This window comes from Marinobacter sp. MIT932201 (assembly GCF_047123295.1).
Classification (GTDB): domain Bacteria; phylum Pseudomonadota; class Gammaproteobacteria; order Pseudomonadales; family Oleiphilaceae; genus Marinobacter; species Marinobacter salsuginis.
Window position 1 is genome coordinate 2,005,569 of sequence record NZ_CP138917.1, and the last position, 25,693, is coordinate 2,031,261.

Genomic DNA, 25,693 nt, shown 5'->3' on the forward strand with positions numbered 1-25,693 from the left:
GCCGGGCGCTAAACTGTCCCCTCGTGTCGCCCAGAGCTGGCGTATAGCTTGAGGTAGTCCGTACTGGTTACGATGCCCGCGGCTGCGCCACTGGCGTCTACCACCAGTGCGGCATTGAGCTGATGGGCCAGCATCAGCCTGGCGAGTTGGTGGGCGTCGGTTTCGGGAGAGGCCGTCAGAAAGGCGGGAAGCTCAATGTGAACCAGGCTCTGGGTCATGGCATTGGCGTCGTGATCGTGCAGCCAACCAAGGAGCCAGCGCAGATCAACAAGGCCAGCCACGTTGTTTTCCGCCATGATCACCAGGTGATGAACCTGATGCTCATCCATCACTGACAGCGCTTCGGAAATGGTTGCTGAAGCCTGCACCGAGTAAAGTGCCGGTGATGAAATACGGGATACGGGCAGGTAAGCGCGATCTTCGCGACGCTCGCCGGCTGCCGCTGCCCCATATTCCTCCAAAGCCTTGTGCCGACCGGCATTAGCCGCCTGCTGAAATTCTGCGTCTGTTGCCTCGCTCCTGCCGGGATTGATCGCCTTGGTTTCTGCCAGCTCCGTGACATCGCCCACGGGCCTTGCCCGGAATGTCTCCGGTAGCCGGGTGCCGACCGGTCGGCCGGGTTCGCTGACATAAATGGACATGGGTTCTCTCCGTGACTATGCCACTCTTTCCACGGTTAACGGCAGTCTGACCGGAAACTTCAGAAGTAGTTTATTACGAAACCGCCATATCAGTCTGGTACAGACGCCGTGTTTCCAGCCGTCTGACGAGGTTCGCCGGGAGGCAGGCAGGCTGCCCGGTCAGTTGGTCCGCCAGATACTCGGCCAGCAGCGGAGCGTAGGTCAGGCCTTTGCTGCCGAGGCCGGTGAATAGAAAGAGTCCATCCAGAGAAGCGCTTTCGCCATCGAATACCGGGCCGGCGACGGGCTGGTAATCGTGTGTGGTGCATCGAAAGGCGACCCGGCCGTCCAGATCCGCGCCACCGGGTTTTTCGCTTGTGGAAGAAAACAGGGACGGCAGCATTGAGCCGAGTTCCTGCATGTTTTCGTTATGGCTTTCGATCGTCGGCAACGGGTTGTTGTCGCGAAGATCAAAGGTGGCTCCGGTCACGGCGATCTCACCGAGCGTCGGATTCAGGTACCGGTTACCACAGATAACGGCCTTGGGGCTGATAATGGCTGGTGTCGGAAGGTGCGAAACCTGGCCCCGTATTGCTTTCAGGCGAAAGCGTCCCTCTGTCGGAATGAGTTCCGGGCTGAGATGACCCGAGCAGATGGCCACGCGGTCGGCCACGATGGGCGATCCGTCTTCCATGGATATGTGCCATTGCCCGTTGCAGGGCCGGAGCCCGCTGACGGTGGCACCGAACTCGGTCGATATCAGCGGGTGGTCAGTCAGTGCTTTGCACAGGTTTCCCGGCTCGAGCCAGCCACTGCCGGGAAACCAGAGACCGCCTGTTTGCGTCGGAACGCCGGCAAGTTCGCTGGCCTGATCCCGGTTCACCGGCCATAGAATATCCCCGGGGTATTCGTTTCGATCGAGAAATTTCGCCTGTCGGCCCTCTTCCCGGGGGCTGTGGGCCAACTGCAGCAGGCCAGTCGGATGCCAGTACTGGTTGCGCCAGTTGTTGTAAAAGCGCTGGGCAAAGGTCAGGGCCGTGAGGGCCAGTTCGGTCTGGTCGTTGAACTCAACTCCCAGTTTTACGTACAGGGCGCCCTGGGCGTTTCCGGACGCGCCATTCCCCGGCCCATGGGAATCAACGAGTGTGACGGACAGACCCCGCTCGGCGAGATTTCGTGCCAGCGTGCAACCTGCAATGCCCGCCCCGATGATGGCGATGGTCCCGGGTTGTTCGGGTTCAGCCCGGGCCGACGCCTCAAGTACTCCCTTCAGCATTTCCCGCTTGCGGCCGTACCCTGAGGTTTTCTCCATGTGGAATCCGGCCTCGAGGAAAGCCCGACGGATCCGACCGACGGAAGTGAAGGTAGCCAGCGTTGTGCCCGGCTTGCTATGGGCACGAACCAGGCGGATGGTGTTCTCCAGCCACATGTCCGGATTGCGGGCCGGAGCAAAGCCGTCCAGAAACCAGGCGTCGGCTTTAAAATCCAGGGCTTCCCAGGCGTCATTGATGTCGCCGAAAAACAGCGTCAGTCGAACCCGCCCACCGTCAAGAACCAGTCGGTGAACCCCTCGCACCAGAGGTGGGTAATGCAGAAGCAGTTCGTCAGCGAGCACCTTTAACTCGGGCCACAAAGCGAGGGCACGAGTCAGGTCTTCCCGAGTGAGTGGGAAACGTTCCACCGAGACAAAATGCAGGGTAGCAGCATGGGTTGGCGCATGGTGGCGCCAGGCCTGCCAGGCTGCCAGAAAGTTCAGGCCGGTTCCGAAACCGCTTTCGGCAATAGCAAAGCTCCCGCCCCGGGGAATCTGCGAGAAGCGCTCCGGCAACTGGTTATGCTGCAGAAAAACGTGGCGGGTTTCCTCCAGGCCGTTGTCCCGGCTGAAGTAAACATCGCCAAACCGCTTTGATTCCGGGACCCCGTCGTGCCAGACCAGTTCAGCTGGCTCGATCGCAGGGGGCTGCAATGGCCGGTTCACGGTGTCAGCCTTCGGATTCAACCACGGTGACGGTTTCGATGGTCACAGGTTCCACCGGCACGTCGGCCATGCCCTGTTTCCGGGTGGTCTGTTTGCGGGCGATGGCATCGACAACACCCATGCCCTGGGTGACCTTGCCAAAAACCGCATAGCCCGGGCCGCGGACGCCGGCATTCAGAAACCCGTTGTCCGTAAGATTGATAAAGAACTGTGACGTTGCAGAATCCGGCGCACTGGTTCGCGCCATGGCAATGGTTCCACGAAGGTTCGGCAGGGTTTTTGTGGCTTCATTGCGGATCGGGGCGCGGGTCGATTTCCGGGACAGCTCCTCGGTAAACCCGCCGCCCTGGATCATGAATCCGGGGATAACGCGGTGAAAAATGGTGCCGTCGAAGAAACCTTCCCGGGCGTACTGCAGGAAATTGGCAACCGTATCCGGGGCGACATCCGGTCGCAGCTGGAGCTCGATTACGCCCTCGCTGGTCACCATGCGAACCATTGGCAGTGGCTCGTTGGCGGGCTGCTCATTGGTCTGGGCCATTGCCCAGGAGGCCGGCACCAGCAAGGCGAGAGCCATCAGCAGTACGGGTGTCACAGTTTTCAGGGGTTTTACCAAGTTTGTCATTTGCAACCGCTCTCTTTGTTATGCGCAGGCGTTTTAGCTGCGACAATTCAGCGAATTCTGTTATCAGGTGCCAGATCTTACCAGAAGGGGATGGTAAAACGATGACTGTATCCACGCACATTGCGTTGTGATCGTCTAACATTCCGGGTATCGGAAATCATGGATCACATTAGCCGGGCCGGGTTGTACGGTTTTCACTGTTCAAAAGGAGACACTGGGTGAGAATCCGTCAGGGATTTGAAGAAAAGTCACGCCTCGGGCGGCTGCTTGTTAATCGCGGCTACCTGTCCGAGAAACAACTGGATGAGGGCCTGAAGCTCCAGCGCGAAACCGGACAGCGCCTGGGTGAGGTGTTCATCCAGGCTGGCTGGATCAGCGAAAAAGAACTTCACCGGGTCCTCAAGCACCAGTCCCGGTATCGCAACGCTGCGGCGCTCGTCACAGCGGTAACGCTGCCATTCCAGCCCCTGGTCACCTTTGCGGCGAGCAATTCGGCCGAAGCGTCCCAGGCATCGTTGGAGGCTGGTGAATTGTATGACTGCGGTAATCTCGCTCCATTGAGCGAGACTGAGCTGGCGGCCGTCTCAGGTCAGGGAGACCCGAACCTGCTCGAGCGTATCGGTATTGTACGCGATATGGTTGAGAATCCGGCGGGTGACGGCGAACAGGGCGCAGACGGATCCCCGGATGTTATCGAGGGGCTGAAACTTACCGCCAATATTTTTGTACCGGTCCTCAACTTTCTCGACTCGGACCTGACCATTTCCGGTGTCCACTACCGCGAGGGGGAACCCCGCTATCGGGTGAGGGAGGATGGCGCCTTGATGCTTGCGTTCCCCGAGCGCATCGAGGAAATCCGCATGGACAATATCCGGGTCAGCGGTAGCCAGGGTGCCTCAATGGGTAACGTGAGTATCCACGACATCCGTTTCCATCCGGACTCCCAGATGACAATCTATACCCGATGAAGTAAAAAGCGTTGCTTGCCAGGGCCCTGCTCAGGCGCTGGCAAGCACTGTGCTGCTGGAAACTGTGGTCTGCTGGCCCTGGGCACCGTACAGCTTTTGCTGACCGGTGGCGCCACGGAAGATGTCGGTAAGCCGGGACAGGCGTTTTTGCAAATGGCTGATCACCCGACCGTTGGTCTGGTTCAGCGTCTGACAGGCCCGGAGTTTCTGATCCGCTTCCTGCCAGAGCTGGAACAGCTCAGAAAAACCGGCGCTGCGGATAAAACGGGAAGGCTCGCCACTTTCCGGGCGGTATCCCATCTGGACCAATGTCCGGATTTTCTGTTTGGCGCGTTCGCGAACGGCACCCAGAAGCTCGTTTTTTTCTTTGGTCAGAGTTTCCAGCTGGCGGAGGTCGGAACTGGCAAGGCATGTCTTTTCTTTTTCGAGAATATCAGCCAGCGTCTCCAGCTGACTGACATCCTGGGAAAGAAGGGTCTTCAGATCATCGATTGCGGCCATGGTTTACTCACCCGAAAATGCTTTCATCCATCTCAAGCATTTTCTGGGCCAGTTTCTCGGCGTCAATCTTGTAGGTTCCGTTCTCCAGGGCGGAGCGGATCTGTTCGATGCGGTCGTCATCCATTTCCGGATAATCGCCCAACTTCTGTTCAAGCTGTTTGAGATTCTTGGCCTGATTGCTCAGGCTGACGTTCTCGCCCCGGGCACCCTGGGCCTGGGTTTTCGCCTGTTCGTTGGTCGCCGGCTGGGTATTCTGGGTGCCGGCGCTCTTGTCGGCCGTGGTTCTCTGGGTGTTGACCTGGCCGGGGCCAATTCCATTTAAGTCAACTGACATATCTGTACCTGCTTGCCTGTCGCGCCACGTGAATGCAGCGCTTACTCGAGTTTATGTCTTCTTAACGGCGGGGCCGCGAAAACCTTTAGTAATTTTCAGTAGTTTTTTCGTCTCTTTTTTCTACCGGGTTTCCGGCAGGGATTTGCCGCACCGGCAAGCTCATGCCGAGGCGGGCTTACATCGGGATTTCGACATGACCTGGCGCAACAACGCTGGCCTTGATCGTGCGGGAGGATCGCAGATTCTCAACCAGAACCTGTTCGCCAACCCCTGCGCTGGCAAGGGCCTTCCCGCGCGAACGCACTGAGAATCCGCCCGTTTTGGCGGTGATGATAACATGGTCGCCCCGTTCCACGGCATTTGGCGCGGAGAGCATATCCGGCGTGATCAGCGAGCCTGCGTTGACCGACCGGCGCACTTCCATGCCAATGGCCTGTTGCGCGTCGGTAATGACGCCGCGCCGGGAGGCATTGATTTCAACGGACTGCTTGGTCACGAGGCCTTCGGTTACCCGTTCTCCCCTTGTCAGCGGTCTTGCCGCCACAAGGGCCGGCCCGTGGATGGAAACGGAAGCCGTCACAAACATCCGCCAGGGCCTTGATCCTTCGCAGGCCACCTGCATGGAAGGGCTGGTGCTTTTCCAGGGATCGCCACTGAATTCGACACTCAACGGCTTCTCGCATTCCGCGAGTGCAAGTCGGTCGTCGATGGAGCCCGGTTCAAAGGATACGGTGTAGCCTTCTGCGGCCTGTTCTCTGGCGAAGCCGTCAAGAAATTCCAGTGTTGCCTGGCGAATCTGTTCAGCGGTTGTGTCAGCCAGCAGCGGGGCGCTCAAGCAAGACATTAGCAGTATCAGAGCGAATTTGGTGGTGCGCATACGTAGCAGTTTGTCCTATGCTGTCAACAACAAGGCAGAAAAGCCCGAATCCGGCTAAGGATTCGATGGCAGTGGCCGTTAAACGGGCTAATCCGCCGCTGATATGACGGGTTTCCGTCAATCACGCTATTATTCAGTGACCAGCAAGATATATGCCGTTGTAATTCCGGCAGGCCAGGAGAATCCAAATGGCAGGGGTATTGGACAGTGTTAACCAGCGAACCCAGTTGGTAGGGCAGAATCGCCTGGAGCTCCTTCTTTTCCGCTTAAGGGGGAGGCAGATCTATGGGATCAACGTCTTCAAGGTGAAAGAAGTACTGCAGTGTCCGAAACTGTCGTCACTGCCAAACAGTCGGCCTGTTGTTCGTGGCGTCGCTCACAGCCGCGGTGAGACCATCCCCATCATTGACCTGAGCATGGCCATTGGCTTGCCCGGCATTCCTCAGGAAGAGCTGGCTACCAGCTTTGTCATCATTACCGAGTACAATCGCAAGACACAGGGTTTCCTGGTCACCGGCGTCGACCGGATCATGAACATGAACTGGGAAGACATTCTGCCTCCGCCCAAGGGAGCAGGGCGCGATGTGTACCTTACCGCTGTTACCAAGATTGATGATAAGCTGGTCGAAATCATTGATGTAGAGAAGATTCTTGCAGAAGTTTCTCCGCTTGGTGAGGATGTTACCGAGGCGGTTCTGAGCAAGAGTGCGGATCGCGTCCCGGGGCATCTCCCGGTGCTGGTCGTGGACGACTCCTCAGTGGCCCGTCGGCAGATCGAGCGCTGCCTGACTGCCATCGGGATGGAAGTCATCACAAAGAACGACGGCAAGCAGGCGTTCGAATACCTGAAGGAGGTGACTTCTGACGGTACAAAGGCGCGGGATCATTTCTCTTTGATTATCTCCGATGTCGAGATGCCGGAAATGGATGGTTATACCCTGGTCACCAAGGTGAAAGGTGACCCGGCCCTTGCAGACATGTTTGTCATGCTCCACACCTCCCTCAGTGGTGTGTTCAATCAGGCGATGGTGAAGAAGGTCGGGGCCGACGACTTTATGGCAAAGTTCAGTCCGGACGAGCTGGCGGAGCGGGTAATGGAGATCATCGACCAGGGTTGATGGCGCCGCTCGAAGATTCACTCAGAACAGAGATCCAATGAAAGCGGAAATAACGCCACAGGAATATGAAGCCTTCAAATCGTTCCTGCAGGATGCCTGTGGGATTTTACTCGGCGAGAACAAACAGTACCTGGTAAAAAGCAGGCTGCGCAGGATTCTCGAAGAGAACAGTCTGAATACCCTGGGTGAACTCCTTGATCGCCTCAAGCGTCCCGGGCGGGGCGGCCTGAAGGAGGTGGTCATCGATGCGATGACCACCAATGAAACTCTGTGGTTCCGCGACAATCACCCTTTCCGGATTCTCCAGGAAAAACTGCTCCCCGAGTTCGCTGAGCGCAAAACCGCCCAACCCCTTCGTATCTGGTCGGCGGCCTGCTCAACAGGTCAGGAACCCTACTCCATCGCCATGATCGTGGAAGAATTCCGGCGTGCGAGGCCCGGGAAGCTTCGCGACGTGAAAATCACGGCCACGGATATCTCCAAAAGCGTTCTGGAAGTCGCCCGCAAGGGTGAATACGAGATGATCGCCATTGGCCGGGGCCTGTCACCGGAGCGACAAAAGCAGTTCTTCACCCCGTCCCTGAACGGCGGCTGGCAAATCAAGCCGCAAATCCGGAGTATGGTGGAGTTCAAGGAATTGAACCTGCTTGAGCGCTACATGCTCGGCAAGTTCGACATCGTGATGTGCCGGAATGTTTTGATCTATTTTTCCGCAGATCTCAAGAAGGACATCCTTACCCGGATGCACGCCACCCTGAATCCCGGCGGCTACCTCGTTCTGGGTGCCTCCGAATCGCTGAACGGTTTGCCTCACCTCTACGAGATGGTGCAGTGCCATCCCGGAATCATCTACAGGAAAAAGTAGCCCATGCCCCTTAATGTCTGGGTCCTGGTTGCTGCCCAGGCGCTCGCCATGTGCACCGCGCCTTTTATTGTGTTTATCGGCAGCATACAGGGACGATTGCTGGCTCCAGCGCCTGAATATGCAACGCTTCCCGTAGGTCTGGTGGTGGTCGGTACTGTACTGGCCATCAAACCGGCAACCTCGTTGATGGAACGCATCGGGCGCAAGCGCGTGATGCTGCTCGGTGCGGTCATGGGCATCCTCGCCGGACTTCTCGGAGCGTTGGCCTCCTGGTCCGGCCAGTTTTCACTGCTGTGTCTGGCGGCTGTGGTCGGTGGTACCGGCCTTGCGGTCGTTCACCAATACCGGTTTGCCGCCATGGAATCCGTGGCACCGGGTATGGCCGGCTCTGCCGCCGCCCGTGTGCTGCTGGGTGGTCTGGTCGCGGCCTGGCTCGGGCCCGAAGTGGCGGGGCTGGGAAGCGGCGCAGCCGAGAAGTATCCGTTTCTGATCAGTTGGGTTGGGCTCGCCGTGGTTCAGGCCGCAGCCCTGTTGATTCTTGGTGCTGGCTACCGGGCCGGCGCTGAGCGAGTACAGGAAACGCGGCCTGGCGGAGGGCGTCCCTTGCGGGAAATTCTCGGCAACCCACTGGTTTGGGCCGCCATCAGTGCGGCCGCCATTGGCTATGCGGTGATGAGTTTCATAATGACAGCAACGCCGCTGAGTATGACCGAGATGGCCGGGCATGATCTGGACGACGCCAAGCGCGTGATTCAGCTTCATATCATGGCTATGTATTTACCCTCGCTGATCAGCGGCTGGCTGACCCGAGTTGTGGGCATACCGCTGATGATGGCCGCGGGATTGCTGGCGTATTTGGGCTGCATCGGCCTGGCGGCCAGTGGCGTGAGTTTTCATCATTATCTTTCAGCCCTTCTGTTACTGGGTGTCGGTTGGAATTTTCTTTTTGTTGGCGGCACAACGCTGCTGCCCCGGGGGTACCGGGATACCGAACGTTTCCGGGTTCAGGGTCTGAACGACATGATGGTCTTTGGCTCCCAGGCCACCGCTGCGCTGTCTGCCGGCGCTATTCTGAGCTGGCTGGGGTGGGGCGGCCTGGTTATGGTTGCAGTGCCATTCCTCATAATTCACGGATTGTTGATGACTCTGTGGCTGTTGCGCGAACGAGCGCCCGAAGCCGCCGTCAAAGGGAGAGAATAATGCTGATAGATTTCGAGGGTATGGATCCGAAGGACGCCTACCACATCCTGACCCAGACGGTTATCCCCCGACCGGTGGCCTGGGTGCTGAGTGAAAATCCGGACGGCGACTTCAATCTGGCGCCGTTCTCTTTTTTCACGCCCATTACCAGCAATCCACCCCTGCTGATGATTTCGGTTGGTAAAAAGCCGGCCGAGGGTGTTTCCAAGGACACCCGGGTCAATATTGAGGCAAGAAAGCATTTTGTGGTTCACATCGCCCATCGGGATCTCGCCGCCGCCGTTACGGAATCCTCACGAACGCTGCCCCATGGCGAATCGGAGCTCAAAAATCTTGATCTGGAGCTGGTGGATTTCGAGGGTACAGGCTTGCCGCGGCTCAAGGACTGTCACGTCGCCTTTGCCTGCGAGCTTTATGACATCAAGGAAATTGGTGCAGCGCCGCAGTCGCTGGTATTCGGGAAGGTTACCCGGGTTTGGGTATCGGATGCTGCGGCCCGTTACGATGACAAGAATCGTCTGACCTTCGACGGCGCTGCGATTGATGCCATTGGCCGCCTGGGTGGGAGCGAATATGTCACCTTCGGTGAGATTCTCAAAATTCCGCGGCCCTCCTGACGCTGACAGGACAGATCCATGGAACAGCTGAATCTTCGCCACCTGTATTATTTCTGGGTGATCAGTAGGGAAGGGTCGATCGCGCGCGCCAGCGAGGTCCTGGAACTGGCTCCGCAGACGCTCAGCGGCCAGTTGGCGACGTTTGAAGCGTCGGTGGGTGGTCGCCTGTTTTCCCGGGAGAGACGCAAGCTTATTCTCACGGACCTTGGCCGGCTGATTCTCGGCTACGCCGATGATATTTTCGCACTGACTGGCGAGCTTGCTGAGACCCTCCGGCTTGATCCTTCCGAGCGTCCCTTGACCCTGCGCGCCGGCGTATCGGCTTCCATTCACAAATTGATTGCCTATTACCTGCTGCAACCGGCCATGGCAGGTGAGCGCTCCGTTCAGCTGGAATGCCAGACGGGCCGGACCGAGGACCTGGTGCTGAGCCTGAAGCGCAAGGAGCTGGACCTTGTGCTGACTGACCGCATGCCGAAACTGCAAGAAGATGGCAACCTCACAGTGCATCCCCTTTCGGGGTCCAGCATGAGTCTGTATGCCGCACCGAAGCTCGCGAAAAAGCTGAGGAAAGGGTTTCCGGAATCCCTCAATGGCCAGCCGCTGCTGGCCAACGCCACCGACGCCCCTTACTTCGAGCGGTTGATGAACTGGTTCTCCCTGAACGGGGTCCGCATGAAACTCGTTGCCCGTGTCGACGATAGCGCCCTGATCAAAGTGTTCGGCAGCCAGGGCTATGGCGTTTTTGCCGCACCAACATCAATCCGTGAGGAGGTGTGTCGTCAGTATGAGGTAGAGCAGATTGCCTCAATCGATGAGGTAATGGATGAGTTGTTTGCCATCACCCGGGGCCGAAAAACTGCCCACGAGGGTGTTCGGGCGATCGTTGAGGCGCATGCTGACAGCAGAGAAGCCTAAGTACATCGAAAATGTCGAAGTTAAAAGCTCACAAAAGCTTATTTTATCGATTCCTGTTCCTGTCCATGATGGAGTTGTGAAAGGCAGCAACCCGAAGAGGAGCAGCAGCTATGAAAACCATCCACAAATTCCGTCTGGAACCGGGCAAGGAGCCGACCACGCTCACGCTCAAAGAGGGTTACAGGGTGGTGCGCAGCGAATACATCGTGCCCCACAAGGCCGTTTACCTTTGGGTAGAGCAGCCCCTGAGCGTGATCACACCGACCCTGGATCGCCAGTTCCGTGTCGCTTTCTCGGGTGAACCCGTGCCAGACAGTTTCGAGTATGTCGACACCGCTCTGGATCCATTTGGCCCTGAGGCGTATCACGTGTTTGCGGTCCCTGCGGACGAAGAGGCACTATTCAGTCCGGTGTCAGAGGGCGCAAGCAACGACGCATTCAGCAGGCACAACTGGCAACGCACAGCGATCTCTTAGCCTCTTCAGGGCCCTCCGGGGCCCTTTTTTAATGCGCTTCGATCGGTAGATGCCCGGTTTTTACCCAGATAATCGTTTCCTCGTCCACGAACGGGTGATGCTGACTCATATGCGGGCTGCGAATCCAGGTGCCGGCGGGATAGCGCCCATGCTCGTCACAGAATTCTCCGGACAGCACAAAAATTTCCTCACCGCCGAAGTGCCGATGGGGCTGAAAGACCTCCTTGGCCGGCCACTTCACCAGGGCGACGTGCTCGTGCTCGAACTCATGAAGAGGCATTACCTCTAGCCCTCCGATACCCGGGAGCCACGGTGTATTGCGGGTGTCGATGCGCACCGTCGACCGGTCACGTTCATCGAACTGATGAAGTTTGACCAAAAGGGTGCAACCTTCCTTGCTGAATGGGGCGTGTCCGCTGCCGGGCGGATTGCGCAAATAGGTGCCGGCCGGATAATCGCCGGTCTCGTCGGAAAACACGCCTTCCAGCACCAGGATCTCCTCGCCCAAGGGGTGCTCGTGTCGCTGGAAGGAGGCTCCGGGCTCGTATCGGACGACGCTGGTGGCATGCCCACGTTCGGCCTCCTCACGGGCCAGGGGCTTTCTCAGAACACCTCCCGCGGGGCTGGGAACCCAATCCTCCTCGGTGGTGCGAACGACAACCTTCTTGGAAAAGTCCATATTGAGCATTGTGAACCTCGAAACCACCTGTGCCTGAAGCCATTGTCTACGAATGCGGCCGCACAGTGGATGCCTCTATTTGATCAGGGCCTGGATGTTCCGGAATTGCGGATGCTTGCAATGGCGCATCCACTCGAACGCCACCATTTCAAGCGTTACGATCCTGGCGCCGCTCTCGCTGAGGCGATCCAGCGCTACATCGCGATCAAATTCGTTACGGGACCCGGTCGCATCCGCCACCACCCAGACCTTGTAACCCGCATCAATCAGGCTCAGAGCGGTCTGCATCATACAGACATGGGTCTCGCAACCGCCTATGACAATGTGCTGTCGGCCCTCGGGTAGCTGATCAACAAGACCATCCGGGCAGGCATCAAAATGGTGCTTGGCCAGAGTCGTGTTACACAGTTCCCGAATGGCTTCAACGTTATGCCCAAGCTTGTCAGGCAATTGCTCGGTTCCCAACACAGGAACCTCCATAAGCCCGGCAATGGTGGCCAGAACGATGCACCGGTCCACCACTTCATCACCGTGGCTGATGGCGGGCATCAGCTTCTCCTGAACATCGATGAGCACCAGTGTCGATTGCTCGGCTTTCATCAGCATTTTTATTATCTCCCGATTGCTTTGATGATTCCTGTCGGCATTGTGTTAACGATAGCCCTGAATCTGTTCAACCGGTAAACACAAAACCGCCCAGGCAGTAATTTTTTCGACGATTTTCCGCCAGGGAGTTGCCAACCGCCCATAAAACCATTAAAGTTTGCGCCCTCAAATGAGCGACGACATCGCTGATTTGAAACAGTTTATTGGAGAGGTGGCCGAGTGGCTGAAGGCGCACGCCTGGAAAGTGTGTAAACGTTAATAGCGTTTCGAGGGTTCGAATCCCTCCCTCTCCGCCAATATAAAACCCCAGCAGAAATGCTGGGGTTTTTTATTGGCTGATTGGCAGGGTAGAAAGAACCCTCGCGGGTTCGACCGAAGCCTGCAAAGCGGGCTGAGGAACGTCGGAGCAAAGCGACGACGGCCCCGAAGGGGTGAGGGCCGCAGGCCCGAATAATCCCTCCCTATTTGCCATACCAAAGCGCTAATTTTCAGTCAGAAAATCAGCCTTTCATTCTCTCGCTGATAGGGTTTAGTACCGGTTGATCAGTTTCTTGAGCCAGAATGTGCTCATGATAGGGTGGATACCCGCGGACCGTGAATGTTTGCTAAGGTCGCAAAGCGAACATTGAGAGGTGCTCGTCGCGATCACTTTTTTGGACTTCAATGCAGTTTAAACTGGTTTGGCGTTTACTCCGAGTGGCTCGATCAGGTTCGACATGGCCGCATACGAAATCCGGGCCTTTGCAGGCACAGGCCCGGATTTCGTCACAACACTCAGTGGCTAATCACAACATCTTCTTCAACTGCCCGTAGTCTCCTCCAGTGCGAAGTACCAGAGTAATGTCATTGTCGTTCCGGTTTCTGAAGAACCAGCCATGATTGCCGGTAAAGGCTGCTTCCAGCTCGCCTTCATCTTCCGGTACGCCCCGGCCTTTCTCATAGGAAATGGACTGGCCGCCTCCATCACCGTGGGTATCAAAGTTGATCGGGCCACCCTCAGACACCCAGGAGAACCGGGCTACCGCGCCTTCCTCCATTGTAAGTTTGAATTCGGTGCCCTCTCCCGGAGTGAGAACAACGCGCACTTCATCCTGCCACTGGGGTTCGGCAATTTCGGGTTCAGGCGCCGGCTCTGGCTCCGCAGGCGCAACCTCCGCTTCCGATGCGGGCGCTGGTTCCTCAACGGCTTCAGCCATGACTGGTTCCGAGACTTCCGCAGCCGTCTGGTCAGCCGAGGAGTTCACCGCAACCATCTGGGCAGCCTCGTCAGCCGCGGCTTCTTCGGCGAGTTGTTCCTTGATTTCGCCCATTTCGGTCAATCCCAGTAGTCGGCCCGCGCCAGTCGGGTCCAGAGCGTACTCGGCGGGCATGACCACGGTAACCAGCAGGACCAGTGCCACAATGGCTGCAATAATGGTTGATCGAATCAACTTGGCAGTGCTGGGCAGTTCTTCACGGTTGGGTATATCGGTGTTGTACATAGGGAATCTCCAGAATTAAGCGACAAAGTAACCGGTGAGCTGATAGCCAAAAAGCAGGAAACCTGCACTCATCATGGCCACGTTGGCGGTGTAGGCGTGCCGGAAAAAGCCGTCGGTCTTCCGCCAGAAACTGATCGCAATCAGGATCATGGCAAGGACGATGAGCTGTCCGATTTCCACGCCCACGTTGAAGGCGAGGAGGTTCGGAATCAGGCCGTCCGGCGAGATGTCGTACTCGATGATCTTCGTGGAGAGACCGAAACCGTGGAAGAACCCGAAAATCAGCGTGGCGGCCTTGGTATTGGGCTGGAAGCCAAACCAGCGCTGATAGGCACCGATGTTGTCCAGGGCCTTGTACACGATGGACAGACCGATGATCGCATCAATGATGTAGCTATTGATGCCCACGTTGAAGTACACCCCGAGCAACATCGTTGTGGAATGCCCGAGGGCAAACAGGCTCACGTAGATGGCGATGTGCTTCATCTTGTAGAGGAAGAAAATGACACCCAGCAAGAACAGCAGGTGGTCATAGCCGGTGACCATGTGTTTGGCCCCGAGATAGGTGAAGGCGATGAGGTTTACACCGGTAATTTCCTGGATGTACCCCTTGTCGCCCTGGGCGACTGCGTGGGCGAGCACATCCGTACTCATTCCCAGCAAGCCCAGGGTCAGAAATATCCATAACAGACGACTGCCGGTGCCCGACGAGGACACGCCACGGCAACCGTCAAGCAAACTTGACAACATAAAGACTCCAATCACATTTGTTTTCTAGGGCCGCTCCAGCGGCAGGAATCAAGTGGAAAGGGAGCCTTTTGGTGGGCGTTCGAGCCGATAGCGCAAACTGCGGGGAGAACCTCCGACAAATGGAATGGTCTGCCGGAAAACGGTCGGGCTTTGGGAAACGAATGGAATCCTCAGCTGGTCCACGGTCTCGTGGGTGTGATTCCCCGCATCGTGATGCAGTGAAGGTGACTCTGGTTCTTCGTCGAAATCGTGACTGTGTCCGTGTCCACTGTGACTGCCATGGTGGCCATCCGACTGAAACTCCCAGTCGCCCGCTATCTCGGCCACACCGTGAGAGAACGACTCGCCAATCACCGACAGTGACAGGCCCGCCAATGCGAACAGCATGACCAGCGTTGGAAGCAGTTTTCTTTGGTGAATGGCCGAAATCATCGATTTAAATCGTCGAGCTTGTGGTTGGATTTCAACGAAAACAGAGGATACCATCCCCCCATGGGGGATAGGAATTAAACATGGTAAATGATCACACGCATCAATCTCATCCGAATATTATCAAACGCTTGAAGCGAGCGAACGGCCATCTTGAAAGCGTGATTGGCATGATTGACCAGGGAAAGCCCTGCCTGGAACTGGCCCAGCAGCTTCACGCGGTGGAAAAAGCCATTCAACAAGCCAAGCGCGTGTTGGTACAGGACCATATCGAGCATTGCCTGGACGATGCCATCGGGCCGCTGGAGCCGGAGCAGCAGCGCCGTGTCGATGAGTTTAAGGCCATCGCCCGTTACCTTTGAGTTCGTTCGTTTCGACTCTTCGATCTCATTGTTAATCACACCGAAGAGTCTCTACCGTCACGTGGACCAGGGACCGGCAGCGAGCCTGAATGCGCTCTTTATAGACTGTCGGTGATTTTGGCTGATGCGAGACGATTGAGACAATGGCCGCGTGAATGTTTGGGCCTATCGCCCACACATGCAAATCGCTGACCTTGGCATCGTCGACTTCGACGGCTTGCCTGACAGTTTCCTCCATGTCCTGGTGCTGCTCGTCGAGAAGGATCTTGGAAGTGTCTTTCAACAAGTGCCAGGACCACTTGGTGACCAGAAACGCACCAATAATCCCCATCATCGGGTCCATCCAGTTCCACCCGGCATATTTACCCGCCAGAAGGGCAACAATTGCAAGGACTGACGTCAGCGCATCCGCAAGCACATGCAGGTAGGCGGCCCGGCGGTTGTGGTCATGGTGATGATGGTGGTGACCATGATCGTGCCCGTGACTGTGACCATGCTCATGGCCTGCATCCCCCAGTATCCAAGCTGACACCCCGTTGACCACTAGGCCAATGATGGCCACGAAAATAGCCCTATCGAAAGAAATGGGAACAGGCTGGATAAAACGCCCCACGCTCTCGATGACCATGTAGAGCGCAAAGACAGCCAGCAGGATTGCTCCAGTAAAGCCACCCAGCGCATTGACCTTTCCTGTGCCGAAAGAGAAACGGTGGTTGCCCGCGTTTTTCCTGGCATACGCGTAGGCGAAGGCCGCAATGCCCAGAGCCACTGCGTGGGACCCCATGTGTAGGCCATCGGCCAGCAACGCCATTGAGCCATAAACGATTCCGGCCAGGATTTCCCAGACCATCATCGCCAGTGTCAGGCCCACCACAATGAGTGTACGGGTTTCGCCAGAGCGCTTCTGATCCTGACCAAAGACGTGATTATGTTGCCAATGGTCGAGTCGTTCATGGTGCATAACAGTTTTCCCGGCGAGGCTGATGGTTGGTAGACCTGTAGGCAAAATCTCAGTTTTGATCTATCCCCCCTGGGGGGATAGCATGGAATGCTACTGGAGTCAGATTTCTACCACAACCTTTCTGCTGCTTATGCTTTCACTGGTGAAGCCATGCTTGAAATTCTGAGGCACCGAACCTATCGCCATTTGTTCCTGGCACAGGTAGTTGCATTGCTGGGTACCGGGCTGGCGACGGTGGCATTAAGCCTGCTGGCGTTTGACCTGGCCGGAGATCAGGCGGGACAGGTGCTCGGCACCGCCATGGCGATAAAAATGGTCGCTTATGTCTTGATAGCCCCGCTGGCGTCGGCCCTGGCAGAGAACATACCTCGTCGCGCTCTGCTGGTCTCACTGGATGTGGTTCGGGCAGCGACGGCGCTGGCTTTGCCTTTCGTTACCGAAGTCTGGGAAGTGTACGTGTTAATTGCCGTCCTTCAGTCCGCCTCGGCGGCCTTTACACCAACCTTTCAGTCCACGATTCCAGATACTCTCCCGGATGAGGACGAGTATACCAAGGCGCTGTCGCTTTCCCGGCTGGCATACGATCTGGAAAACCTTATAAGCCCGGCACTCGCGGCGTTGATTCTGCTTGCTACCAGCTGGCAGGCGTTGTTTTCGGGCACGGTGATCGGGTTTATCGCATCAGCCTTGCTTGTAGTGTCGGTTGCTTTGCCACCGAGGACCAAATCAGAGAAACGTCGCGGCGTTTATGATCGAGCAAAGGCCGGATTCAAAATTTTCATGGCAACTCCTCGCCTCCGTGGGGTGATGGCTCTGAACCTGGTGGTCAGTCTTGCGGGAGCCATGGTGATCGTGAATACGGTTGTGCTGGTGCAGGGACGCTTCGGCCTAACTGAGCAGCACACAGCCATGGCTTTTGCCGCGTTTGGCGCTGGTTCCATGTTGGCTGCATTGGCGTTACCGGCTCTCTTGAAGCGCTGGCAGGACCGGCGAGTTATGCTCACGGGAGGCGGAATTCTTGTTTTTGGGTTGGTTCTCGCGCTGCCGGCCGGCTCTCTGGAATGGCTGTTGCCCGTTTGGGCTTGGTTAGGCGTTGGTTTTTCGACCGTTCAAACCCCTATCGGCAGGGTCCTAACGCGGTCATCGCATACTCATGACAGACCAGCTCTGTTCGCTGCCCAGTTCTCGTTATCTCATGCCGGATGGCTGTTCGCCTATCCCTTAGCCGGCTGGCTGGGATCTACTGCGGGGATGACCATTACTCTGTTGGTACTGCTGGGACTTGCTCTTGGAGGGCTAATTCTTGCGTTGAAGGTATGGCCCTCTGTTGATCCGTTAGAGTGCTCTCACAATCACGACGACCTGCCAGGCGACCATCCTCATGTTGCAAGCGCCTCCAACTCGGGAGTTCACCGTCACCACTACGTCATTGATAGCCTGCATCCCAAATGGCCGGATTGAGATTGCATGGGATGCTGCCAATGTCCGCTTTTGTTTATAGCCGTCATTGGCCGGACTAAAGAGCGGACATCAGCTCTCTACCTGACCCCGCCCGGTACTTTGTTCAGCACCAGGAAAACGCCAATTGTCATCACTCCCAGTCCAGTAAGCCTCTTAAGGCTCATGGTGAATTTTTGCACGCCCATCAAACCAAAGTGGTCGATGAGACTCATCGCGATGAGTTGTCCCAGCAAAACGAAAGCAATAGCGTTGGATATGCCAAAGCGAGGCGCTACCCAGGTGATGGTCAGGATGTAAAAGAGAACAAAAAAACCGCCGAAATAGAAGTACACCGGGACATTTGCCGGGAAAAGCTTGTCGGGAAGCCCCTCCGTGGTGACCAAATAAGAAATCGCTAAAACCAGGGCAACGAAAAAGAGGATCGTTGCGGCCAGGGCTGGGCTCTGAAGTCTCGCGCCGAGTCCTCCGTTGAGCGTTGCCATCACGGGTATTCCGATACCTGCGATCAACATGAGCAGGGCATAGACGAATGAACTGTTCATTTTTATCCTAAGGGACATTCAAGTTTCTGCCGCACTAGCCTGGGCGGGCAGGATTTCTTCAAGACAGTCCCGAATTTGTTCAGGAATAGGTACCGAGCAATTCTGGTCACGATCCACGAAAACATGCACCACCTGACCATGGGCTGCGGCTTCTTCTTCTGATTCGCGGAAAACAGCCAGCTCATAAGTGACTGAACTGTTTCCAAGCTTTGAGACCCTGAGACCGACAGAAATTGAATCTGGATAGGCAACGGGACGCCGGAATTGGCAGGATGAGCTTACGACATAGCCCACGATCTTGGACGAGTGAATATCGAGCCCACCATGCTCAATCAGGTAACGATTGATCGTTGAGTCGAAATAGGAGTAATAGGTAACGTTGTTCACATGCCCGTATACGTCATTATCCATCCACCGGGTGTATACGGGGTAGAAAACCGTGAAGTCTTGCCGGTTCATTTTATTCCTCCAAGAGTAGAACCGGGGGCGCCCCTGTTCCTGATAGCGGGACGCCCTCGCGAAGTTGAGGGGCTATTTCATACCGCCAAGACACAGGTACTTGAGCTCCATGTACTCGTCCAGACCGTAGTGGGAACCTTCCCGCCCGAGACCGCTCTCCTTCACCCCTCCAAATGGGGCTACTTCCGTCGAGATGATGCCTTCGTTGACTCCAATCATTCCTGATTCGAGTTCTTCCGCTACGCGCCACACCCGATGAATGTCACGGCTGTAGAAATAGGCTGACAAACCGAACTCGGAATCATTTGCCATCGAGATGGCCTCGTCATCGGTTTCAAACCTGAACAGGGGCGCAACGGGCCCGAACGTCTCCTCGCGGGCGATAAGCATGTCCTGGGTCGCATGAGTGAGAATTGTGGGTTGGAAGAAAGTGCCTCCCAGGGCATGGGGCTGTCCACCCAAAACTACCTTGGCCCCCTTCGATGTAGCGTCTTCAATGTGCCGTTTGACCTTGTCTAGCGCAGCGTCGTTGATCAGCGGACCCTGCTGGGTTTCGCCTTCAAGACCCGGACCAACTACCATTTTGCTGACGGCAGCCTTCAGCTTTTCGGTGAAAGCGTCATAAACGCCGGCCTGAACGTAAACCCGGTTGGCGCAAACGCAAGTCTGGCCCGTATTCCGGTACTTTGACGCCATCAACCCGGCTACGGCCGCATCAAGGTCCGCATCGTCGAAGACAATGAAGGGAGCGTTGCCGCCCAATTCGAGGCTGACTTTTTTAACCGATTCGCTGGCTTGTCGCATGAGCAACTTGCCAACCGGGGTGGATCCGGTGAACGAGACCTTACGCACAATGGGATTACCAGTCAGTTCTCCACCCACGGCAACGGCGTTCGGTTTGGAACAGGTAACAATATTGATCAGACCGGGTGGAACGCCTGCTTCTTCGGCAAGTGCGGTGATTGCCAAGGCCGAAAGAGGAGTATCTTCAGCTGGCTTTACCACCACTGGACAGCCGGCTGCGAGTGCCGGCGCGACTTTGCGAGTAATCATCGCAATCGGAAAGTTCCACGGTGTGATGGCAGCGACTACGCCCACCGGCTGTTTGATAACAACGATGCGCTTGTCTTTTGCATGCCCCGGTATGACATCGCCGTAGGCTCGTTTGGCTTCCTCGGCGAACCATTCAATAAAGCTTGCGCCGTAACCGACCTCGCCTCGGGATTCCGCCAAAGGTTTCCCTTGTTCAGCGGTCATCAGGCGAGCAAGATCCTCTTGGTTGGCCATGAGCAGATCGAACCATTTGCGCAGAATACCCGCGCGCTCTTTGGCCGGGGTGGAACGCCATGCAGGCCAGGCGGCTTCTGCCGCCTCGATGGCTGCACGGGTATCGGTATCATCCATGTCAGGTACCGTTGCCAACTGATCACCGTTGGCAGGATTGGTCACGGCAAACGTTTTCCCCGAATTGGCCATTATCCATTGGCCATTGATGTAAGCCTGTTCGCGCAGAAGTCCGCGATTCGTTAATTCAAGAGACATGAGTAACCTCAATCAATGCTATGGCCGAATCAGAAAGCGGCCTTGTAGATTGCCAGGGCATCCGTTTCAGACACTTCCCTGGGGTTGTTCACAAGCAGCCGAGTTTGCTTCATGGCATCCGACGCCAGGGTGGCCAGATCTGCCTCCCCAATCCCGACCTCACGCAGAGTTTGCTCCAGCCCCAGGTCAGCACTAAGCGCCTCGAGGCGGTCGATGAACTGATTGACCCTCTGATCGCTGGGGGTAGCAGCCAGATCCGGGAAGACATCGGTCGCCAGAACGGCATAGGCTTCGCCGCAGGTCTCGGTGTTAAAGCGCATCACGTGAGGGAGCACCAATGCGTTGGACAGTCCGTGGGGTACATGGAAAATTCCGCCGATCGGGTAGGCCAGGGCATGCACTGCCGCTACGGGCGAATTGGCAAATGCCTGGCCGGCCAGCATGGCACCCAGCAGCATGTCAGAGCGAGCCCTGACATCGGTTCCGTCTTTCACGGCTGACTCGATATTGGCTCCAAGCAAGCGTAGGGCTTCGCGAGCGAGTGCCTTGGAAACCGGATTGTTGTTTGCGGAAGCTGAGGTATAGCTTTCGATTGCATGAACCATGGCATCAATTCCGGTAGCCGCGGTCACGTGAGCAGGAAGCCCGAGGGTCAATTCCGCGTCCAAAAGAGCAATGTCGGGAAGCAGTTGAGGTGCAACAACACCTTTCTTCTCGGTTTCACCAACGGTAATGATTGAGATCGGGGTGACCTCTGAGCCTGTTCCTGCTGTCGTTGGAATCTGAATCAGGGGCAATCGTGTGCCTTTGGCCTGTCCAACACCGTAAACGTCGTCAAGCCTTTCTCCGCCGCCAATCAGAAGCGCAATCAGTTTGGCAACATCCATGGATGAACCGCCACCAAACCCAATGACCCCATCCACCGCTGCTTCTCGCGCGTCGGCTAACGCTGCTTCCACGACCGATACAGGGGGGTCGGCAACCACGCCATCGAATAGCGTGTATTCCACGCCTGCCTCGTTGAGGGATCTTGTCGCTCTATCGAGCAGTCCTGCTTTGATCAGGCCGGGATCCGTAACGAGCAGTACCTTTTTACCCATTTGTTCTTTTACGATTTCCCCGAGGCGCTTAATCGCGCCGGGTTCGCAAATAACGCTTTTGGTTGTGTTAAACGTAAATGCAGACATTTCTTCCTCCTAGGTCAGCGACGCAATCGGTTCGACGCTTCCACGCTCAATCTGAAAGGCTTTGTCGACAAGATCTGCGGAATGGGATTGGTCCGATTCTGAAAGTAACACAGTCAGGCCTTCATCTTTGAGTGTGCTCAAGACGCTGGCGAGCCGTCTTGAGAGTGCCGGTGCCACCCCCTCAAACGGCTCGTCCAGTAGCAACAAGTTGGTTCCAGTCATCATTGCTCGGGCCAGGGCAACGAGCTTTTGTTGGCCGCCAGATAACTGGAGCGCTCGGCGATCGGAGAAGGACTCCACCTCTGGCATCATTTCATAGATCCAGGCAAGTCTGGCCTCTGCGTTAACGAGTTGGCAGGCCCATGCTGGCGCCATGATATTTTCCTCGACCGTAAGATCTGGTACCAGACGACGATCCTCTGGCATGTAGCCAATGGACATGCCCGCTCGCTCAAAAGAACCCTGATTGGTCATGTCCTCGCCATTGATCACTATCTGGCCCGCTTTTGGCTTGATAAGACCCATAATCGATCGGAGAGAGGTGGTTTTTCCCGCGCCGTTGCGTCCGATCAGACCAACCATGGAGCCCTTGCTGACGGAAAAGCTAACGTCCCGGAGAATAGTGGTACCGGCAATCTCCGTCGTGACATTCTTAAGTTCTAGCATGATCAGGCTCCTTGCTGGTGTTGGACTCGTTTTCGCCAAGATCGAGGTGATGCCCCACCACCAATTCCTGCACCTTGGGGTCAGACAGAACGGTTTGGGTCGGACCGTCCGCAAGAACCCGGCCGTCGTAGAACGCGAGGACCCGGTCGGCGTAACGCAAAACAACCTCCATGTCGTGTTCCACGAACATTGTTGCAGCGTCACTTTTCCGAACCGCTGCCATTACGGTATCCATGAGCAGGAATTTGTCTTCGATGGCAACGCCTGAGGTAGGCTCATCCAACAGCATCAGCCCGGGTTCAGCGAGCATTGCCATGGCAATGTCCAACAGCTTGCGAACCCCCTGGGGCAGAGTGGATACGACCTCCTCCGCATACTGCTCAATTTCGTACTCGCGCAGTACCGCTCGGGCTTTTTCGACTTTTTCTTTGGACCTAAGGGGCTTCAGAAAACTCAACTTGCGATCGACTGAGAAACCGAACGCAATCAGCATGTTCTCCAGAACCGTTAATTCCTGGAATAGTTGAGGCACCTGAAAGGAGCGCCCTACGCCGGCCAGCGAGACGTCCCTGGGGGATTTCCCGATGATGGATTGGCCGCGCACGAGAATGTCGCCACCGGAGGGTTGAATATAGCCAGTCACCATATTAATGAAGGTAGTTTTGCCGGCGCCATTGGAACCGATGACGCCAACGACTTCGCCGGAATTCAGTTCGACATTGATGTCAGTCGCTGCAGTTACGGCACCAAAAGTTCGTTCCAGGTTTACAGTTTTCAGCAAAGCGCTCATGACGTTTTCCCCGCTCTCTTGTTCTGGAAGCGTTCGACCAGTGACCACAGACCAGAAGGCATGAAAATAATGATTGCCAACAGGGCAAAGCCAAGAATCATTTGCCAGGTGTATGGGGCAACGGCGAACGCATAGGTGCGCAAGGCCTCAAACAGAACAGCTGCAACCAGTGGTGCCGCGACATGAGCAGTACCGCCCATCAGAGCGATAAACACAAACTCCCCGGAAGTGGTCCAGTACGCCATCTCCGGATCAACGTGACCGCTTACCAAAGCGGTAATGGTGCCACCAATAGCCGCCAAAGCCGCCGCGATTATGTACTTCACATACACCACGCGGAACACAGAGCCGCCCAAGTACTCCAACCGGATTTCGTTTTCTCTGACGGCTTCTCCGGCGTAACCGGAAAGCGATTTCAGGTACCGCCATGCAACGGTTCCAAGCGTGATTACAAGGATTACCGCTACAACCAGCACCAGATCTGATGAAGCTTCTGCACCCGGCGTCCAGCCCAACAGGCTCGGATTGGCAACGTTAAAACCATCGGTGGATCCAAGGAACTGGTTGCGCACCAGCAAGCCATAAAGAATCATCGAGAACGCCATCGAAAACATGGCGAAGAAGATTTCACGGTAGCGGCAGAGTAGCAGGCCGATGATGGCGGCTATGGCAACGCTGACGGCAACCGAGGCGAGCATTATGACCAGGATGTCAGTGACGTCTGCAAATTGGGTCAGCATGCCCGCAACGTATGCACCCACGCAGTAATACAGACCTTGGCCAAAGGAGACCAGGCCGGCTCGCATGAGAAGGACCAGCCCGAGAACTACGAGGCCTTTGCCCATGGCAATGGTAAACAGGTAAGACATCCACTGTGGTAGCAGGAGGCCACCAACAATGACGGCCAACCCGAGCACAGATAAAAGCGCTAGGGATCTCGTTTTCATTAGATTTTCCTCGCGTTGGCAACAGCAAACAGGCCTTGCGGACGGAATGCCAGCACAAGCCCCATAACCGCGTAGATAACGAACAACTCGACATCAGGGTAGAGATGTACAGCTGTAGCTCGGGCCATGCCAACGATCAGAGCACCTACAAGGGCGCCAGTGATACTGCCAAGGCCGCCAATCACTACCACTGCGAATGCAAGCACAATCACTTCAATGCCCATGCCCGGCACCACGGAGAGGCCCGGCGCAGTGAGAGCACCAGCTAGAGAACCGATACCAGCGCCAATCAAAAAGGTAATTGTGAAAATTCGCGCGACGTTAATGCCAAGTGCGCTGGCTATCTCACGATCGTGAATTACGACTCGAAGGAGTTTCCCGTTGCGGGTGCGGTTCAGGCCATACCAGAGGGCGATACCGATCAAGATGCTCACGCCGATAAGCATGAAATCGTAATTGGCGAACGATAAACCGGCGAACTTGGTTCGACCGAAAAGGGTATAGGGCTGGTAAGCAAAGTAGGGCTCAACACCCCATATAAGCTTGATGGCATCTTCCATGATGAGCAGGACGCCGTAGGTGACCAGAATCATTACGACTTCATCCCTGCCGTACATGAAGCGAAGGAGACCGCGTTCTACAAGAAGTCCCACGGAAATACCGGCGACAAGAGCGGCAGCGATCAACGCGACGAAGCTGAACCAGGGAACGGAGCCGGTGGAGAAGTACCAGCCAACCATGGCGGCGCCCGAGTACGCACCAAGGGCGTAAAAGCTGCCATGAGACATATTGAGTATTCGCATGACCCCGTAAATCAGGGTGAGACCGGCAGAAATGATGAACAGCCATGAGGCATAGACTGAACCATCCACCAGTATTGCAAGAAGTTGTTTCATTGTAAGACTCCCGATGCTTCGCACAGACCTCGCCTGCCGTCCGGGCCATCTTCCGGTCGGGGAGGAGTGAAAGATCGTTGGAAAGCCTCATCGGGACCGGGTGGTCCCGATGAGCATGTTGCTAGATCAGTGGATTCAGTTGCACTCGGCACCTGGCATGCCGGCTTTGATCCACTCTACGGTCTCTGCGCCTTCCGGCGGGTTGACGCAATCTGCCGGGTAGCGGGTAATGTCGGTAAAGGTGATTTCACCGTCTACTCGCTTGAGGCGGCCATAGACCATCTCTGTTGCAGCCTGATGACCGTTACCACGGCTCATCTCAACCCGGCCGCCCGGGCCGTCAAATTCAAGACCTTCAAAGGCAGTGATCACCTCTTCAGTAGATGCACCGACTCCAGCCTTATCCTGGGCCAGCTTGAGGCCAATCAGCGCATGAGCCATGTGGTAGGCAGGGAAGGTGGGCGGCGTGCCGAAACGCTCAGTGAACTCGGTCTGGAACCAGGTATTCAGTTCGCTCTCTGGAGCAAACGGACCGAACGGTCCGCGGGCACCTATGATGGCGCCGTCCGGGAGGTGCTCGCCAAGACTGTTGAGCGCTGTTTCGCCCGCAGTGAAGATAACCTGGTTGTCCGCCAGCAGACCACGAGCGGCTGCCTGGAGTACGAACGCGTCTGTGTCACCGCCCCAGAAAGAGGTGTGAATTACGTCTGCGGAGTTTACCTGCGTATTCCAGACCAAGGTTGCCACTGATTCCAGACGAAGCCTGCCACCCATTCCACGCGAAAGCTGCCACTGATTCCACGGCAAAGCTGCCACCCTGGCAGGCTGCCTGATTTCC

Annotated in this window: 30 protein-coding genes and 1 tRNA gene; 10 read left to right on the forward strand and 21 right to left on the reverse strand. The window is 56.4% G+C overall.

The window, feature by feature from the left end; translation table 11 throughout:
- Positions 1-8: 8 nt before the first annotated feature.
- The 3 genes from SIC15_RS09030 to SIC15_RS09040 form a co-directional block, all read right to left on the reverse strand.
- Positions 9-641, reverse strand: coding sequence for a CBS domain-containing protein (locus SIC15_RS09030; RefSeq protein WP_412537503.1), 633 nt, complete (start codon positions 639-641; stop codon positions 9-11).
- A gap of 73 nt (positions 642-714) precedes the next feature.
- Positions 715-2,598: a bifunctional tRNA (5-methylaminomethyl-2-thiouridine)(34)-methyltransferase MnmD/FAD-dependent 5-carboxymethylaminomethyl-2-thiouridine(34) oxidoreductase MnmC gene (gene mnmC, locus SIC15_RS09035; protein WP_412537504.1), complete on the reverse strand. Its 1,884-nt coding sequence runs from the start codon at positions 2,596-2,598 to the stop codon at positions 715-717.
- Positions 2,599-2,602: 4 nt separating this feature from the next.
- Positions 2,603-3,223: a peptidylprolyl isomerase gene (locus SIC15_RS09040; RefSeq protein WP_412537505.1), complete on the reverse strand. Its 621-nt coding sequence runs from the start codon at positions 3,221-3,223 to the stop codon at positions 2,603-2,605.
- Positions 3,224-3,441: 218 nt separating this feature from the next.
- Here SIC15_RS09040 and SIC15_RS09045 point away from each other — a divergent pair, with 218 nt between their 5' ends.
- Positions 3,442-4,191: a pilus assembly protein PilB gene (locus tag SIC15_RS09045; RefSeq protein ID WP_412537506.1), complete on the forward strand. Its 750-nt coding sequence runs from the start codon at positions 3,442-3,444 to the stop codon at positions 4,189-4,191.
- A 30-nt stretch (positions 4,192-4,221) separates the two neighbouring features.
- Here the strand turns inward: SIC15_RS09045 and SIC15_RS09050 are convergent, their stop codons facing one another.
- The 3 genes from SIC15_RS09050 to flgA form a co-directional block, all read right to left on the reverse strand.
- Positions 4,222-4,692, reverse strand: coding sequence for a flagella synthesis protein FlgN (locus tag SIC15_RS09050; RefSeq protein WP_209397802.1), 471 nt, complete (start codon positions 4,690-4,692; stop codon positions 4,222-4,224).
- Positions 4,693-4,699: 7 nt separating this feature from the next.
- The gene (flgM, locus tag SIC15_RS09055; protein WP_069185021.1) at positions 4,700-5,026 is read right to left on the reverse strand and encodes a flagellar biosynthesis anti-sigma factor FlgM; all 327 of its coding nucleotides are present in this window, start codon (positions 5,024-5,026) and stop codon (positions 4,700-4,702) included.
- 175 nt (positions 5,027-5,201) lie between these two features.
- Positions 5,202-5,903, reverse strand: a complete 702-nt coding sequence (gene flgA, locus SIC15_RS09060; protein ID WP_412537507.1) for a flagellar basal body P-ring formation chaperone FlgA — start codon at positions 5,901-5,903, stop codon at positions 5,202-5,204.
- A 188-nt stretch (positions 5,904-6,091) separates the two neighbouring features.
- On the opposite strand from flgA, the gene SIC15_RS09065 reads away from it, so the two are divergent.
- The 6 genes from SIC15_RS09065 to SIC15_RS09090 all read left to right on the forward strand — a co-directional run bounded on the left by SIC15_RS09065 (position 6,092) and on the right by SIC15_RS09090 (position 11,097).
- Entirely contained in the window at positions 6,092-7,021 is a 930-nt protein-coding gene (locus SIC15_RS09065) for a chemotaxis protein CheV (RefSeq protein WP_412537508.1), read from the forward strand.
- Between the two features lie 37 nt (positions 7,022-7,058).
- Entirely contained in the window at positions 7,059-7,886 is an 828-nt protein-coding gene (locus SIC15_RS09070) for a CheR family methyltransferase (protein WP_069185024.1), read from the forward strand.
- A gap of 3 nt (positions 7,887-7,889) precedes the next feature.
- The gene (locus SIC15_RS09075; protein WP_412537509.1) at positions 7,890-9,086 is read left to right on the forward strand and encodes an MFS transporter; all 1,197 of its coding nucleotides are present in this window, start codon (positions 7,890-7,892) and stop codon (positions 9,084-9,086) included.
- Positions 9,086-9,703 carry a flavin reductase family protein gene (locus tag SIC15_RS09080; protein WP_136629469.1) on the forward strand — a complete coding sequence of 206 codons (618 nt, stop codon included), beginning with the start codon at positions 9,086-9,088 and terminating at the stop codon, positions 9,701-9,703. Before SIC15_RS09075 ends, SIC15_RS09080 begins: the two co-directional genes overlap by 1 nt.
- Before the next feature lie 18 nt (positions 9,704-9,721).
- Positions 9,722-10,621, forward strand: coding sequence for a LysR family transcriptional regulator (locus tag SIC15_RS09085; RefSeq protein WP_069185027.1), 900 nt, complete (start codon positions 9,722-9,724; stop codon positions 10,619-10,621).
- 110 nt (positions 10,622-10,731) lie between these two features.
- Positions 10,732-11,097 (forward strand): hypothetical protein, encoded by a 366-nt coding sequence (locus SIC15_RS09090; protein ID WP_412537510.1) that lies wholly within the window; start codon positions 10,732-10,734, stop codon positions 11,095-11,097.
- Between the two features lie 28 nt (positions 11,098-11,125).
- Here the strand turns inward: SIC15_RS09090 and SIC15_RS09095 are convergent, their stop codons facing one another.
- Together SIC15_RS09095 and SIC15_RS09100 are read right to left on the reverse strand one after the other, a co-directional pair.
- Positions 11,126-11,785, reverse strand: coding sequence for a cupin domain-containing protein (locus SIC15_RS09095; RefSeq protein ID WP_412537511.1), 660 nt, complete (start codon positions 11,783-11,785; stop codon positions 11,126-11,128).
- 66 nt (positions 11,786-11,851) lie between these two features.
- Positions 11,852-12,382, reverse strand: coding sequence for an isochorismatase family protein (locus SIC15_RS09100; protein ID WP_069185030.1), 531 nt, complete (start codon positions 12,380-12,382; stop codon positions 11,852-11,854).
- A gap of 205 nt (positions 12,383-12,587) precedes the next feature.
- Here SIC15_RS09100 and SIC15_RS09105 point away from each other — a divergent pair.
- Positions 12,588-12,678: transfer RNA gene (locus tag SIC15_RS09105), tRNA-Ser, on the forward strand.
- A 489-nt stretch (positions 12,679-13,167) separates the two neighbouring features.
- Here SIC15_RS09105 and SIC15_RS09110 read toward each other — a convergent pair.
- The 3 genes from SIC15_RS09110 to SIC15_RS09120 are packed head-to-tail and all read right to left on the reverse strand — an operon-like array spanning position 13,168 to position 15,045.
- Positions 13,168-13,863: a hypothetical protein gene (locus tag SIC15_RS09110; protein WP_412537512.1), complete on the reverse strand. Its 696-nt coding sequence runs from the start codon at positions 13,861-13,863 to the stop codon at positions 13,168-13,170.
- Between the two features lie 15 nt (positions 13,864-13,878).
- Positions 13,879-14,613 carry a HupE/UreJ family protein gene (locus tag SIC15_RS09115; RefSeq protein ID WP_412537513.1) on the reverse strand — a complete coding sequence of 245 codons (735 nt, stop codon included), beginning with the start codon at positions 14,611-14,613 and terminating at the stop codon, positions 13,879-13,881.
- Positions 14,614-14,661: 48 nt separating this feature from the next.
- Positions 14,662-15,045, reverse strand: coding sequence for a hypothetical protein (locus SIC15_RS09120; RefSeq protein ID WP_136629954.1), 384 nt, complete (start codon positions 15,043-15,045; stop codon positions 14,662-14,664).
- A gap of 80 nt (positions 15,046-15,125) precedes the next feature.
- Between SIC15_RS09120 and SIC15_RS09125 the strand changes: the two genes are divergently transcribed.
- Positions 15,126-15,404: a metal-sensing transcriptional repressor gene (locus tag SIC15_RS09125; RefSeq protein ID WP_136629953.1), complete on the forward strand. Its 279-nt coding sequence runs from the start codon at positions 15,126-15,128 to the stop codon at positions 15,402-15,404.
- A 31-nt stretch (positions 15,405-15,435) separates the two neighbouring features.
- Here SIC15_RS09125 and dmeF read toward each other — a convergent pair whose 3' ends face one another.
- The gene (gene dmeF, locus SIC15_RS09130) at positions 15,436-16,365 is read right to left on the reverse strand and encodes a CDF family Co(II)/Ni(II) efflux transporter DmeF (RefSeq protein ID WP_412537514.1); all 930 of its coding nucleotides are present in this window, start codon (positions 16,363-16,365) and stop codon (positions 15,436-15,438) included.
- A 150-nt stretch (positions 16,366-16,515) separates the two neighbouring features.
- Between dmeF and SIC15_RS09135 the strand changes: the two genes are divergently transcribed.
- Complete coding sequence (locus SIC15_RS09135) at positions 16,516-17,826, forward strand: MFS transporter (protein WP_412537603.1); 1,311 nt, start codon at positions 16,516-16,518, stop codon at positions 17,824-17,826.
- 77 nt (positions 17,827-17,903) lie between these two features.
- Here the strand turns inward: SIC15_RS09135 and SIC15_RS09140 are convergent, their stop codons facing one another.
- From SIC15_RS09140 to SIC15_RS09180, 9 genes are all read right to left on the reverse strand, one after another.
- Positions 17,904-18,368, reverse strand: a complete 465-nt coding sequence (locus tag SIC15_RS09140; RefSeq protein WP_291910449.1) for a DMT family transporter — start codon at positions 18,366-18,368, stop codon at positions 17,904-17,906.
- A gap of 18 nt (positions 18,369-18,386) precedes the next feature.
- Positions 18,387-18,827, reverse strand: coding sequence for an acyl-CoA thioesterase (locus SIC15_RS09145; RefSeq protein ID WP_412537515.1), 441 nt, complete (start codon positions 18,825-18,827; stop codon positions 18,387-18,389).
- Positions 18,828-18,899: 72 nt separating this feature from the next.
- Positions 18,900-20,369 (reverse strand): NAD-dependent succinate-semialdehyde dehydrogenase, encoded by a 1,470-nt coding sequence (locus SIC15_RS09150; RefSeq protein WP_412537516.1) that lies wholly within the window; start codon positions 20,367-20,369, stop codon positions 18,900-18,902.
- Between the two features lie 29 nt (positions 20,370-20,398).
- Complete coding sequence (locus SIC15_RS09155; RefSeq protein WP_412537517.1) at positions 20,399-21,556, reverse strand: iron-containing alcohol dehydrogenase; 1,158 nt, start codon at positions 21,554-21,556, stop codon at positions 20,399-20,401.
- Positions 21,557-21,565: 9 nt separating this feature from the next.
- On the reverse strand, positions 21,566-22,222 hold the full coding sequence (locus SIC15_RS09160) for an ATP-binding cassette domain-containing protein (protein WP_069185036.1): 657 nt from the start codon (positions 22,220-22,222) through the stop codon (positions 21,566-21,568).
- The gene (locus SIC15_RS09165; RefSeq protein WP_069185037.1) at positions 22,209-23,012 is read right to left on the reverse strand and encodes an ABC transporter ATP-binding protein; all 804 of its coding nucleotides are present in this window, start codon (positions 23,010-23,012) and stop codon (positions 22,209-22,211) included. The genes SIC15_RS09160 and SIC15_RS09165 overlap by 14 nt, the downstream gene beginning before the upstream one ends.
- Positions 23,009-23,959 carry a branched-chain amino acid ABC transporter permease gene (locus SIC15_RS09170; RefSeq protein ID WP_412537518.1) on the reverse strand — a complete coding sequence of 317 codons (951 nt, stop codon included), beginning with the start codon at positions 23,957-23,959 and terminating at the stop codon, positions 23,009-23,011. The genes SIC15_RS09165 and SIC15_RS09170 overlap by 4 nt, the downstream gene beginning before the upstream one ends.
- Entirely contained in the window at positions 23,959-24,855 is an 897-nt protein-coding gene (locus tag SIC15_RS09175) for a branched-chain amino acid ABC transporter permease (protein ID WP_412537519.1), read from the reverse strand. The genes SIC15_RS09170 and SIC15_RS09175 overlap by 1 nt, the downstream gene beginning before the upstream one ends.
- 135 nt (positions 24,856-24,990) lie before the next feature.
- The gene (locus tag SIC15_RS09180) at positions 24,991-25,662 is read right to left on the reverse strand and encodes an ABC transporter substrate-binding protein (RefSeq protein ID WP_412537520.1); all 672 of its coding nucleotides are present in this window, start codon (positions 25,660-25,662) and stop codon (positions 24,991-24,993) included.
- Positions 25,663-25,693: the final 31 nt, after the last annotated feature.

Bases quoted from the DNA above. Each gene is read 5' to 3' on its own strand.
- SIC15_RS09140 (WP_291910449.1), bottom strand. From the start codon at position 18,368: ATGAACAGTTCATTCGTCTATGCCCTGCTCATGTTGATCGCAGGTATC.
- SIC15_RS09095 (WP_412537511.1), bottom strand. From the start codon at position 11,785: ATGCTCAATATGGACTTTTCCAAGAAGGTTGTCGTTCGCACCACCGAG.
- SIC15_RS09090 (WP_412537510.1), top strand. From the start codon at position 10,732: ATGAAAACCATCCACAAATTCCGTCTGGAACCGGGCAAGGAGCCGACC.
- SIC15_RS09135 (WP_412537603.1), top strand. From the start codon at position 16,516: ATGCTTGAAATTCTGAGGCACCGAACCTATCGCCATTTGTTCCTGGCA.
- SIC15_RS09030 (WP_412537503.1), bottom strand. From the start codon at position 641: ATGTCCATTTATGTCAGCGAACCCGGCCGACCGGTCGGCACCCGGCTA.
- SIC15_RS09040 (WP_412537505.1), bottom strand. From the start codon at position 3,223: ATGACAAACTTGGTAAAACCCCTGAAAACTGTGACACCCGTACTGCTG.
- SIC15_RS09070 (WP_069185024.1), top strand. From the start codon at position 7,059: ATGAAAGCGGAAATAACGCCACAGGAATATGAAGCCTTCAAATCGTTC.
- SIC15_RS09115 (WP_412537513.1), bottom strand. From the start codon at position 14,613: ATGTTGTCAAGTTTGCTTGACGGTTGCCGTGGCGTGTCCTCGTCGGGC.
- SIC15_RS09075 (WP_412537509.1), top strand. From the start codon at position 7,890: ATGCCCCTTAATGTCTGGGTCCTGGTTGCTGCCCAGGCGCTCGCCATG.
- dmeF (WP_412537514.1), bottom strand. From the start codon at position 16,365: ATGCACCATGAACGACTCGACCATTGGCAACATAATCACGTCTTTGGT.
- SIC15_RS09100 (WP_069185030.1), bottom strand. From the start codon at position 12,382: ATGCTGATGAAAGCCGAGCAATCGACACTGGTGCTCATCGATGTTCAG.
- SIC15_RS09050 (WP_209397802.1), bottom strand. From the start codon at position 4,692: ATGGCCGCAATCGATGATCTGAAGACCCTTCTTTCCCAGGATGTCAGT.
- SIC15_RS09080 (WP_136629469.1), top strand. From the start codon at position 9,086: ATGCTGATAGATTTCGAGGGTATGGATCCGAAGGACGCCTACCACATC.
- SIC15_RS09175 (WP_412537519.1), bottom strand. From the start codon at position 24,855: ATGAAACAACTTCTTGCAATACTGGTGGATGGTTCAGTCTATGCCTCA.
- SIC15_RS09110 (WP_412537512.1), bottom strand. From the start codon at position 13,863: ATGTACAACACCGATATACCCAACCGTGAAGAACTGCCCAGCACTGCC.
- SIC15_RS09170 (WP_412537518.1), bottom strand. From the start codon at position 23,959: ATGAAAACGAGATCCCTAGCGCTTTTATCTGTGCTCGGGTTGGCCGTC.
- flgM (WP_069185021.1), bottom strand. From the start codon at position 5,026: ATGTCAGTTGACTTAAATGGAATTGGCCCCGGCCAGGTCAACACCCAG.
- SIC15_RS09160 (WP_069185036.1), bottom strand. From the start codon at position 22,222: ATGCTAGAACTTAAGAATGTCACGACGGAGATTGCCGGTACCACTATT.
- SIC15_RS09085 (WP_069185027.1), top strand. From the start codon at position 9,722: ATGGAACAGCTGAATCTTCGCCACCTGTATTATTTCTGGGTGATCAGT.
- SIC15_RS09125 (WP_136629953.1), top strand. From the start codon at position 15,126: ATGGTAAATGATCACACGCATCAATCTCATCCGAATATTATCAAACGC.
- SIC15_RS09150 (WP_412537516.1), bottom strand. From the start codon at position 20,369: ATGTCTCTTGAATTAACGAATCGCGGACTTCTGCGCGAACAGGCTTAC.
- SIC15_RS09155 (WP_412537517.1), bottom strand. From the start codon at position 21,556: ATGTCTGCATTTACGTTTAACACAACCAAAAGCGTTATTTGCGAACCC.
- SIC15_RS09145 (WP_412537515.1), bottom strand. From the start codon at position 18,827: ATGAACCGGCAAGACTTCACGGTTTTCTACCCCGTATACACCCGGTGG.
- flgA (WP_412537507.1), bottom strand. From the start codon at position 5,903: ATGCGCACCACCAAATTCGCTCTGATACTGCTAATGTCTTGCTTGAGC.
- SIC15_RS09165 (WP_069185037.1), bottom strand. From the start codon at position 23,012: ATGAGCGCTTTGCTGAAAACTGTAAACCTGGAACGAACTTTTGGTGCC.
- SIC15_RS09065 (WP_412537508.1), top strand. From the start codon at position 6,092: ATGGCAGGGGTATTGGACAGTGTTAACCAGCGAACCCAGTTGGTAGGG.
- SIC15_RS09120 (WP_136629954.1), bottom strand. From the start codon at position 15,045: ATGATTTCGGCCATTCACCAAAGAAAACTGCTTCCAACGCTGGTCATG.